This is a genomic window from Vibrio sp. D417a, assembly GCF_030248595.1.
Classification (GTDB): domain Bacteria; phylum Pseudomonadota; class Gammaproteobacteria; order Enterobacterales; family Vibrionaceae; genus Vibrio; species Vibrio alginolyticus.
Map to the genome: position 1 here is coordinate 63,004 of NZ_JAHGAM010000019.1, position 11,656 is coordinate 74,659.

Annotated in this window: 8 protein-coding genes and 1 pseudogene; 6 read left to right on the forward strand and 3 right to left on the reverse strand. The window is 42.3% G+C overall.

The features are described from left to right. The first annotated feature begins 186 nt into the window (after window positions 1-186). Window positions 187-1,248 carry a LacI family DNA-binding transcriptional regulator gene (locus KI742_RS18160; RefSeq protein WP_064377016.1) on the forward strand — a complete coding sequence of 354 codons (1,062 nt, stop codon included), beginning with the start codon at window positions 187-189 and terminating at the stop codon, window positions 1,246-1,248. Window positions 1,249-2,537: 1,289 nt separating this feature from the next. After that, window positions 2,538-3,842 carry a hypothetical protein gene (locus KI742_RS18165; RefSeq protein WP_285385056.1) on the forward strand — a complete coding sequence of 435 codons (1,305 nt, stop codon included), beginning with the start codon at window positions 2,538-2,540 and terminating at the stop codon, window positions 3,840-3,842. A 364-nt stretch (window positions 3,843-4,206) separates the two neighbouring features. Here KI742_RS18165 and KI742_RS18170 read toward each other — a convergent pair whose 3' ends face one another. After that, entirely contained in the window at window positions 4,207-5,097 is an 891-nt protein-coding gene (locus tag KI742_RS18170) for a LysR family transcriptional regulator (protein WP_285385055.1), read from the reverse strand. Window positions 5,098-5,260: 163 nt separating this feature from the next. Between KI742_RS18170 and KI742_RS18175 the strand changes: the two genes are divergently transcribed. From KI742_RS18175 to KI742_RS18190, 4 genes and pseudogenes are all read left to right on the forward strand, one after another. After that, window positions 5,261-5,878, forward strand: coding sequence for a cysteine hydrolase (locus KI742_RS18175; RefSeq protein WP_171934530.1), 618 nt, complete (start codon window positions 5,261-5,263; stop codon window positions 5,876-5,878). A 92-nt stretch (window positions 5,879-5,970) separates the two neighbouring features. Beyond that, a pseudogene (locus KI742_RS18180) lies at window positions 5,971-6,864 on the forward strand (amino acid ABC transporter substrate-binding protein); the annotation flags it as partial. A 180-nt stretch (window positions 6,865-7,044) separates the two neighbouring features. Beyond that, entirely contained in the window at window positions 7,045-7,938 is an 894-nt protein-coding gene (locus KI742_RS18185; RefSeq protein WP_285385054.1) for an AraC family transcriptional regulator, read from the forward strand. Window positions 7,939-7,956: 18 nt separating this feature from the next. Continuing rightward, complete coding sequence (locus tag KI742_RS18190; RefSeq protein WP_285385053.1) at window positions 7,957-8,808, forward strand: SDR family oxidoreductase; 852 nt, start codon at window positions 7,957-7,959, stop codon at window positions 8,806-8,808. A 129-nt stretch (window positions 8,809-8,937) separates the two neighbouring features. Here the strand turns inward: KI742_RS18190 and KI742_RS18195 are convergent, their stop codons facing one another. Further along, window positions 8,938-10,632, reverse strand: a complete 1,695-nt coding sequence (locus KI742_RS18195; protein ID WP_285385052.1) for an FAD-binding oxidoreductase — start codon at window positions 10,630-10,632, stop codon at window positions 8,938-8,940. Window positions 10,633-10,954: 322 nt separating this feature from the next. Further along, window positions 10,955-11,575, reverse strand: a complete 621-nt coding sequence (locus KI742_RS18200) for a glutathione S-transferase family protein (RefSeq protein WP_285385050.1) — start codon at window positions 11,573-11,575, stop codon at window positions 10,955-10,957. Window positions 11,576-11,656 lie beyond the last annotated feature (81 nt).

An 11,656-nucleotide genomic window follows, 5' to 3' on the forward strand; every position in this document is an offset into this window, starting at 1 on the left:
CGCTTATTCAGCTCCATTGCGACAAAAAAGCCTAATTAGTGTGATTAAGATCATTTTAATAGGGTGTTTTTTGTGTGGTCGATCTTATGTTTCCGGAAACATTTATTCATGTTTTTACGACATTAATCACGAGAACATTTGAATGAACCTGGTAGAATGAATCGAAAATCTGGATAGGAGAATGCAATGGCAGTCACGTTTAAAGATGTTGCGCGGTTAGCTGGGGTCTCAACTCAAACCGTATCCCGCGTAACCAATGGCGCAGATAACGTCGCGGAAGCAACGCGAAAACGAGTCAACGATGCGATAAAAAAGCTTGGCTATGTACCAAACAAAGGTGCACAAATGCTGAGCCGAGCTAAGTCTCGGATCATCGGCATTGTTTCCTTGGATATCTCTCTGCACGGTGTGGCTCTGATTGCCAACGGAATTCGCAACCAAGCGCATGAGATGGGCTACGGGACAGCGTTAACCGTGTTAGCAAACAACTCTATTGATGAATTTCGCGATGCGATTAGAGAGCTTATTGCACAACAAGTCGATGCTATTATTATCAATGCCCCCGTAAATCAAGACATAGCACAGTGTCTGATTGAGCAGTTCAGCCAACTAACATTAGTATTCATTGATGTTCCTGAAGGGACCCCTGTCAATCATGTTAGGTGTGATCATCATACAGGAGCGAACTTGGCGGTATTACATTTGATTGAACAAAAACGCGATTCCTTCGTGTGTATTTCTGGCCCATCTGAATCGACCGCCTCTAAAATTCGTTACGACGCGTGGCAAACACAACTCCAAAAACATGGAGCCAAAGAAGTTGCTTGTTATGAAGGTGATTGGCAAGCAGCTAGTGGCCACAAAGCGATTAAAGACCTTGTGCTAAAAGGTATAGACTTTGATGCGGTATTAGTCGCCAATGATCAAATGGCACTCGGTGTTTTATGCGCTCTGTCAGAAGCAGGCATCAATGTGCCAAAGACGGTTTCTGTCATTGGATTTGATGGTATTCAGGACAGTCAATATTTTTCACCGCCTTTAACCACGATCAAACAAGACTTCGACCAATTGGGCCGTAAAGCCGTTAAATTAATGCTCAGCCAAATGGAAAAACCAGAGGGAACAATCTCTGAGGTGCTGCCTGTCAATTTAGTCATCAGACAAAGTACAAGTGAAAAAGCAGATTCTTTATATGACAAACAAGAGGTGCTCGCTTGTCTTGAAAATATTCGTCGCCTACTGCCGTAGATAAAATTTTTATGAAGAACCACCTAGCAGTGTTTTTATGTTGAGAAAAAGCTCGGACAAACGTACAGAGAGCGGACCGAGCCACTAGAGTGGAAGCGCGCCCTCTTGGACAGCTTGCTACCAACCTTATACAGTACCTCGATTGTATCATTATCGTAGACTTACCCTTTTTCAATTTACTCAAATGGTAAGTGCCAACGTTCTTATCTTGCAAGGCTAGCAACTGGATTCATTCTAATGGGTTAATTTAGTGATACTGATTGACTCATCGAATGTGAACAGAGCTTCATTTGATCTCATATACATTTATTGAGAAATTAATCATACTACTATAACAAGTTGATTTTGTCGGATAAGCAACACCTGTTATCAGATCTCCCTCCTGAGAACCGTACGTCTAACTTTCACTCATACAGCTCAAAATCCACTAAGCTCCCTATTGACACCCAGTAAATTATAAAGCAGTGGTAGCAGGGTCAAACCATGAGTTACAACCTGTTTTTTACCCTTACTTTGATTAAGAGAACCTTCCCCAAAAGGTTCGAACTGGTTTGCTTAAATCTTGATTTTGACATGTTGAATTAATAGGCACTTGAGCAATTTAAAATAGTCAGCTCATGTCTTTGTACGTCGAAGTAGAAAATTCACAGATGACTACCTCAAATACACGCAGATAGACAGTATTGACGTTTATTCAGTGCTAAAGGAAGGAAATCCAGTAATTACTACGACATTTACCACTTTATGTACTAGTCATAACCAGTTTTTTGAAAAGGTTGATTGATCTATCTACAACTGATTTAGAAGTTATGAAACTGAAAGATTGAGACAATTTTATCAGAGACTTACTTAAGTAGTTAGGCGTGTATCAATTGAAGTAGCGAAACAGTAGAGGTAGATCTTACGTTTTTGGAGTTAAGATTTTCCACACCTCAGGTAATTCACCTTTCACTAAATTAGTAAAATCATTAACACATTTCTGCCCCGTTATTGGCTAGACTTTGTACTCATTCACATCCTGTTCATGCACTTTTGCCCTAGTAAAAGTTATCCATTTTACTCATGCTGTCCGCTATGATCTCCCGCAAGCATAGTCCGCCAGTGTTTGAGCGATAGCTATTCGTATACCTCGTAAAGTAGTACAGGGCTGAAAGCCTAACTTTATGATCTACATGTATAAGGTACTCTGTTTCTTAATACCCTTGCAGTTGATGTAGCATGTGTCACGGTATATCATTCGTGCGCAACGCCAAAAAATGAGTTGCATAAAAATCATAAGGGAACTTTTAATGACAACTTATCTAACCGCAGATGTATTTGGGGTAAGAAGCAAACTAATCCGCTCTTATATTGAACGTGACTCCGTTGATGAAAAATTTAAAAAGGCTATTAAAGATGGTAATGAAGTAATAGTTTATGGTTCTTCTAAACAAGGTAAAACGTCTCTAATCCTCAACCATCTATCCGAAAGTGATTACATCAAGGTTGAATGCTCACCTCAAACAAAGTCTGTGGATATTTATAAGTCCATTTTGCGCCAAGCAAATATCTCATACGTAGAATCTGAGTCTAGTGAAGATGCTTACGAGCATGGCGGAAAACTCAGTACGGGCTTTAAAATTAAGATCCCTTTCTTTGGTGATACTAGTGTCAGCGCCGACTTATCAGACAAAAAATCGGATAAAGTCACATCTCATAAAACGTATGTTGAGTACAACTTAGAACTTGCTCAAGATGTATCAGAACTTCTAAAAAAGTTTAATGTTAACAAGTACGTCGTCATTGAAAACTTCCACTACCTTGAGCTTAGTGTGCAGGAAACACTAGCGTATGATTTGCGAGTTTTTCAAGATCACCATTTGATTTTTATTATTTTAGGCATTTGGAGAGAAGCAAACCGTCTTGTTCAGTTTAACGGTGATTTGTTAGATCGTGTGACAGAGGTGCCTGTCGAACCGTGGTCTTCTGCAGATTTCGAGAAAGTCATCGCTAAAGGTCAAAAGTTACTAAATGTCGATTTTTCTGAAGTCAAAGATAGATTGATTTCGGATTCATTCGACAGTGTTGGCGTTGTCCAAGAAATATGTAAACAATGCTGTTTGAACGCTGGTGTTGAAGAGACCTCTCCTGAGCTTGTTGTTATAACTAAAAAGCATTTAGACGACGCACTAGAAACAAAAGCGCAAGAATATGGGGTTAGACACATAAGAAACTTTGAAGCTTTTGTTGATATTACAAAACGTACAAGTAGTAAGAGTGGTAAACCATCCTTAGCGTACCCATATTACTTTATAAAATTATTACTGACGCAAAACTTCGAGAACATAGAAAAAGGGTTAAAGCGTACTGTTCTTTTGGATGAAATTCGTAAAATTCATCACAGACCAGATGATGTTAGGTCTAGTGATTTGGGTAAATTCCTTCATAATCTCACAGAAAGCCAAGTATCTAAAAAGATCCAACCTCCTTTCGTGGACTATGACCGAGGCGGAAAAGTTCTTAAGGTAATCGATTCATCTCTATATTTCTTCCTCAAGCACTGTGATCGCGAAGAAATCTTAGACGATATTTCTAACCCTATAGAAGAAAACTAGATATATGACTCCAAAGGAGTCATTTCTCATAACTTAAAGAGACAAAGTTCGCACCTTAATAAGGCGCATTAACTTGCCATTTTTGCCTTACAAATAGTTATTAATGAGTTGCTAATTTAGTAAACTCATTGGCAAGGTTCTGTCCAGAGTCTTCACAGTTGGCACTTCGTAACACAGAAGTCTCCCATTATCTTTTAGTTAAATCTATCAATACATAGCTGATAGTCGCCAGTTTCCCTACGATTTTTTAACCTGAAGGCTACGTTCCTATGATTACTGTGAGCTTATTAAAAGGTAATGATATGTTTGTTGGTCAAGGCGGTTTAAGATACTGATTTGATTTTTGTATTCTTAGTTGACGAACTCAGGGAGATGAGGGACTTTGGTCCATTAGCCAATTATAAAAGACCATGGTTGCCCCAGCAGGGGGAAGGTTCGGTTTTAATGACATCGTATACCAGGTGCACCTTAAAACCCGGTCATCCAGTTTGATCAGATCTCCGTTTTCTAACTCTCGCCTACAGATTACCTCGTCAGCGAGTAGAATGCCTTCCCCATCGATCGCCGCATCAATCGCCATAGAAAAGTCCGTGTACACCTTACCCTGAGTCCAGGAGTTATCCCCAGGGATATATTGCTGGTACCACTGCTGCCAGGTCTGACGCCCGTTATCATGAATCAAGGGTAAGCTGCTGATGTCAGAAAGTTCATTTTCCGCGTCAATTCTATCCAGCATCTTCGGTGAGCATGCCGGGAAAGCATCGATTGGAAAAAGTCGTCTGAGCGTATTGGTATCAGCTAAAAGTCGCTCCTCAAAATGAATCACAATATCAACATGCTGATCATCCTGACCTGATACATTGAGAGATGGAATAAGGTGCATTTCAAACGATGGGTACTGATGATTAAACAGGGATATCTTTTTCCTAAGCCAACGAAAAGAGATCGCCGGCTCGGCGAGAATCGTCACCTTGTTGTAGTGTGGTTTGTGTTCAATCTCTTCGACTGCATCCCTTAAGATTTGAAATGCATTGGCAACCCGTGGGAAAAGCCTCCATCCATTTTCATTCAGTTCAATGCGGTTTCCGCTTCTGGTGAACAGCTTAGTATCAAAGGCTTCTTCCAGATTTTTTATGTGCTTACTAACAACACTATGGCTAACTTTAAGTTCATTCGCAGCTTTAGATACACTGCTGTTCCGGGCGACGGATTCAAAGGCTCTTAGTGCGTTCAGGTGTCTTAATGAGTTAGACAAAACAATTCCTTTTGTTCTATCAGTGTGGTTTGAGTGTAGTTAAAAGCAACGCTAGAGACAACTTTTAACTAATATTCGACCGGCTCCCTTCAATATATGATTTTTGCATGAACAAATATTCACTAACAAAACGAGTGAATAATAAATTATAGAGGTATACAAGATGCCAGTTCCAAATGGATCGAAAAGAGATCTGCTAGAAGGTCGTTCTGCATTAATCGTTATTGACATTCAAAAAAGTACTTTTGTAGAGAAAGAAGTTCGCTCAATTGATCATATGCCGGAGTATGACGTCCGTATGGCAAGAGCAAAAGTCGCGATTGATGAAGCAAGAAAAAATAATATTCCGGTTGTGTTTGTTCAGGAAATCCACAGGGCGGACCTTATTGATATGGGGCGTGAACTGGATGGGAGTGAAGATATTCACTGCCTAGATAATAACCCTGAAACGGAGATTGCTAAGGATGAACTGGGTTTTCTGCCCGATGACTATGTTATTCAGAAACGTCGTTACTCTGCCTTCTTCGGCACGGATTTAGAGATCCTGTTAAGAGGGCTCAAAGTAGAAACCCTGATACTGGTTGGTGGACTAACAGATGTATGTGTTCACTACACTTTTGTTGATGCACATCAGTCAGACTATTTCTGCCGTGTCATTGAGGATTGTGTTGCCGGCTCTTCAGTCGAAGCTCACGATGCATCCCTTAAAGCGATGGAATACCTGCAGACAGGAGCGGTTCGTTCTTTAGATGAAGTCGTTACTGCCATGAATACTATTTAAAAGATTACGTTCCAGTAACGGAAAATATCTAGCAAGTATGCAGCGGGAATCATGTATCAATTCTTAAACTTGATATTTACAGGACGTAAAACATGAAACGTAACTTAAAACTGATGGCTTTTAGCGCTATCGCATCAACAGCTTTATTATCGACTCATGCCCAGGCTGAGGAGAGTAAACTAAATAACATAAAGCAGTCCGAGCATATAAAATGTGGTGTAAGTACGGGCATGCCGGGCTTTTCAAACGTATCTTCTGATGGTGAGTGGAGTGGTTTAAATGTGGCTTATTGTCAGGGCTTGGCTGCTGCTGTGTTTGGTATACATCGAAAGTAAACTATCTGCCTTTGACCGTGAAAGAACGCTTCACGGCACTCCAGTCTGGAGAGGTTGACGTCTTAGCAGATAGTACGACTTGGACTTATCACCGTGATACCGGCCAGGTGCTCAATTTTGTGGGCACCAACTACTATGATGGCCAGGGCTTTATGGTCAAAAAGGAGAGCGGGATCACCAGCGCTAAAGAGCTGGCCGGTGCCACTGTCTGTCTGAAATCCGGTACCACAACTGAGCTGAATCTTGCGGATTATTTTCGCTCCCAAGATATGTCCTATCAGGCGGTCGTGTTTGATACCGACGCCCAGATTCTGAAGGGCTTCGATGCAGGCCGGTGTGATGTGCTTACTACGGATCAGTCTGGCCTTTATGCGCTAAAGCTTACCCTGAAGAAGCCGGAGTCCACGGTGATACTCCCGGAGATTATATCTAAAGAGCCTCTTGGGCCCGTTGTAAGCCAGGGAGATGATCAATGGTTTAATATCGCCCGGTGGACACTTCTATACCATGATAAATGCTGAAGAGTTGGATGTGACTTCAGGCAATGTTGACCAACTGCTGAAATCAGAGCATCCGGGAGTACGACGACTGCTGGGGCTAGAAAGTTTGACAGGAAAAGGGCTGGGCCTGAATGATGATTGGCGCTTCAGGGGCTGAGCCGTACATCTCAGCCACCACAGAAAGCGGTGGCTCTCAATATTAACTCAAAGCACAACAAGGTAATATCTTGTCCCCTCGTGTCAATTTGTATCCACTTTATGTGAGTTTGTTTAGTGATCTAATAGGGTGGTTTTTCTAAACTAAGTATATTCGGTTAAGAAGGCTAGTTTGATGAAGAAAATTCATTATGACAACATCACGGATTACTGCACAGCGCTAGGAAAGCCAGCGCCGTTACACCCGTTATTCAATATATCTAAAGTTAACTCGTCAGCTGTTAGTTGCCTCGGCAGTCACTGCAGCGTTACAACAGACTTTTATGCCATAGCACTAAAGAATGTAGTCTCCGGCAAGCTGCTCTACGGCAAAACGGAATTCGACTTCCAAAATGGCACGATGATTTTCTTCGCACCAAATCAGGTGTTTGCTACCAACGGGATCAAGGTTGAGTCAGAAGGTAAGGTGATCATGTTTCATCGGGATTTTGTCCGAGGGCATGAGATAGAAAACTTACTTAACAAAGCCTCATTTTTTGGTTACGCCGTCAGCGAAGCCTTGCACCTTTCTACCAAAGAAGAAGCATTAGTCGATAGCATTTTAGAATCTATCGAGCTTGAGTGTCATAGTAACTACGATGAGTTCAGCCGAGATATCATCCTGTCTCACATCACAACACTACTGAAATATGCCGATAGATTTTACCGCCGCCAGTTCTTATTGCGCCAAGAATCTACCGGCTCTCTATACGATAAGTTTATCGTCGCACTGGACCAGCTCTTAGCACAAAGTAACAGAGAAGAACTGCCTAAGATTCAAGATGTCGCTGATGTTATGAATATGACAAGTCGCTACTTAACCGATGGCCTACGAGCGGAGACGGGCAAATCCGCAAAGGAGTGGATCCTCCTACATCTGATTGACCAAGCAAAGAGCCGTCTGTTGGAGTCAGAGGAATCTGTTGCCACTATCTCTTACTCACTCGGTTTTGAGTACCCGCAGTATTTTGCACGCTTATTTAAAAAGAAAGTTGGCGTAACTCCTACTGAGTATCGCAAGTTCCACTAAATATAAGGATATGAACACATGTCGAAAGTTGCTGTTGTGACCGGTACATCAACAGGCCTTGGAATTAGTATTGCAATCCAATTGGCTAAATCTGGCTATAAGGTTTTCGCTACCATGCGAAACCTAGCCAAACGAGACCAGCTTGATACCCAAGTAAAGGAGGCTGGAGTTGACGTCAATGTCATGCAGTTAGATGTCGTTGATACCGACAGCGTTGATCGTTGTATTCAGGATATCCTGCAACAAACGGGCAGGATTGATTTACTGGTCAATAATGCTGGAGCAGGGTTTGTGCGAACAACAGAGCAAGCGACAGAAGAAGAAATCCATTGGGTTATGGATGTCAATTTCCATGGGGTTGTTCGCTGTATTAAAGCAGTACTCCCTCACATGAGAGAAAACCGTACTGGGCATATCATTAATGTTTCATCGGTTGGTGGCATGGTTGGTCAGCCATTTAACGAGTTCTATTGTGCTGCTAAGTTTGCCCTTGAAGGGTACGTAGAATCAGTTGCTACTTACATTACCCCTAACTTTGGTATTAACTTCACCAACGTAGAGCCTGGAGGCATCAAAACCGAGTTTGCCAATAATGTATTAGCGCAATTCCAACAAACCGGTGGCATGTTAGAAGATGAATATCGCCCTATATTAGAGAAGTATATTGGTGGAGCTCAAGATCGCTCCGCTGATGGGAGTTACCAAGATGCAGATGAAGTGGCTAACGTAGTGGTCAATGTAGCACTCATGGATGAGCCACCAATTCGCTCCCAGACTTCTGATTGGTCACGAGAGTTTGTCTCTATCAAAACTCAGAGCGATCCAACGGGCAAAATTCAACAACAGAAGATTGCTTCTCAGTTACTTTAAAACTCAGCTTTGCCAATAACCAACAAAACCCGACGACCTGCTCATAGGGTTTTGTTTTTTATTAACAAAAACCCAAAGTTCCTGTATTCAAATAAACAAACCAGTAGTAACTAAACTAAAACTCAAAACTCAAAACTCAAAACTTTCAGTATGTATTTGTTCAGCCGGGACGCCTAAGGAAACTAAATACTCAGTCATATCTCTCATAAATTGAGTCGGGCCGCATATATAGACCTCGCGATTAGTCACATTAGGTACCATTCTTTTCAGTGCCTCTTCTGTTAACCGTCCCTCCCGGCTACTAATGATATTTGTGTAATTGAAATTAGGGTAACTCCTTGCTCGGCGTAACAGCTCTGATTGGCTAATGAGGTACTTTTCATGTCTTTCTATATGGATCATGGTGATGTCGGTTTGATCTTGTAATGAAAATGCGCCAATGCCACGAACCATCGCGAGATTAGGCGTAATACCAATACCAGCACTCAGTAGCAGCAAATGTTTGGGAACAATCGGCTTTTGTGTTTCTATGCCCAATCGCACCGCAGTCATTTCACCTTGAACACCCAGCAAGCGAACTTGCATACCTATTGTCGCGTAGTCGTGCAACCAGTTCGTTACCAACCCATTTGGGACACGTTTCACTGTAATATCTAATGTATTGTCGCCATTAATACTATTGGGTGTTTCCGATAGGGTCCAAGTACGTACCTCTAGAGGTTCTCCATCGGGAATATCGGTAAACTCAAAAGTAGCATATTGCCCAGGAAGAAAAGCTATGCGCCGCGGTACCACAAAACGGAAAGTCTTGACATACTCGTTCTCGTCCACAATTTTCGCTAATGTTGCCACTTGCGGATAGTCACTGTCAGAGTCTAAGATTTCTGCACCCTCTACTACTGGGTTATAAGGAGAGTAATCTAAGCGTTGCCAACGAAGGTTGGTTACACTGTCTGTTCGGACAAGAGTTGTTATAGTAAATACTATTTTCCTTGAAGCGCCTTCATAACTGCCATCGTGTGCCCAATCTACAGATGCTCGACCTGTCATTTGAATCATACTACCTGATTCAAAATCTACCAGAGTAACCCCAGCTCTATTACAGGATTCCAAATTGCCCGAGGTAAAAAACATGCCATTACCGCGATACTCCGGCCATTCTATTGTGGATGGTGATACGACCCGGATGAAACCTGGTTGCCCACCTCTATGATTGCAATCTGCACCCACACCAGGTGCGTAGGTACCGATCCACAAAGTATCCATTTTTCGGACAAATGCTTGATCATCAGGAGTTAACTGAGTCCGGCTTTCCGCTTTTGCATCTTTGTTTAACACAGGTGCTTTATTTGACGCATGGATGATTTGTCTGCGGTTAATGTATTTAGGGCAGTTAGGACTATATTCCTCAACTTGTAATTTCAACCCATGGCTCTCTCGTTTCAATGAGGACATCGAGACACCGTTAATGCGATGTCTTATTCTTCGGTTTAAATCAATACCTAACAAAGAAAGAGGCGTGCCTGGTTCAATAAACTCAATTGTTTCAGAGTTTGGGATGCAACTTTGGGAGACTACAATTTCGTGTTCTGAAATAGCCGTCAAATCACCAGCCTTGCCAAACAAAGGGGTCACCCACACAGACCGACTCCTTAAATCAACACTTGCTAAAGCAGCAAATGATTGAGCTGCCAAAAACGCATCATGACTAGAAGAGAAGCTAAGAGCACTGCGCTTGCCGACAGCGAGTTCAGCGGCAGCGCCTTTTGTCCCCGCTTTGTCTTGGGCAGCTAACTCCCCCGGATGATAAGATAAAACAGACATAGAGCCCCCTTATTTTTTGCTGTTATTCAATTCGGATGCTTTATTGCTTTAGAACCATCAAGGCTTTTTACTGCTAAGAGCCTTTTTTATAGCTGAACAGTTATCAATCCTGAATGGTAATTGATAAAGAAACTGGCGAAGCGGTCCGGGCATGGGAGGGAGAAGCCACCTGACGAGTATAACGCCCAGTGGCTTCTCGATTACCGACTCGATACTGCAATGTTCGCTTTCCCTTATGAAAGGGAGCGGTGTCACTTTTCAGCTTTTGGAGTCGTTGTTTTATGGTTGTCTTGCTTAATGGTTCTAATACAAGGTGGCCGTGTTAGGCATGGAGCCCAACTGCGGTACGAGGCATCGCTTTGAAACCATCAAGATCCTCAATGTTCCTTAGCAGGCGTAGTACATTCGGGTACTTGTCTAGCGAAACATTGCCTTCGGGAGCGTGAGCTACATATGAGTAGACAGCAATATCTGCAATGGTTGGTCGATCACCAACCAAGAAATCTTTATGTGCGATTAGAGTATCGAGCTTGGTCAGTGCCTTTTCAGCAACAACCTGGCAAAACTGGGCATCTAGTGGCGCATTAAAAACTGTAATCAGACGGGCTGCAGCGGGACCAAAAGCTATTTCACCAGCGGCCAGCGTTAAGAACTTTTGCACTTCAGCTTCTAGTGCAGGATCCGAAGGAAGAAAGTCTGGAGCATAACGGCGTGCCAAGTAAACGAGGATGGCATTTGAATCGCTGATAACAACGTCATTGTCTTCAATGACCGGAACTTGTCCCAAAGGGTTTAACGTTAAGAATGGTTCTTTTTTGTGCTCTCCCGATGCAAGGTCAACATGAACAATTTCGTGTTTAATGTTGGCAATGCTTGCAAATAGTTCCACACGGTGTGCGTGGCCTGATAGTGGGAAACTGTGAATTCGAATACTATGTGACATTGTAAACTCCTAAACTGACTGGTTTGTTTGCGTATGTTAGGAGTATATAAGGATCTTAATAGGTTATAATCTACCCATATA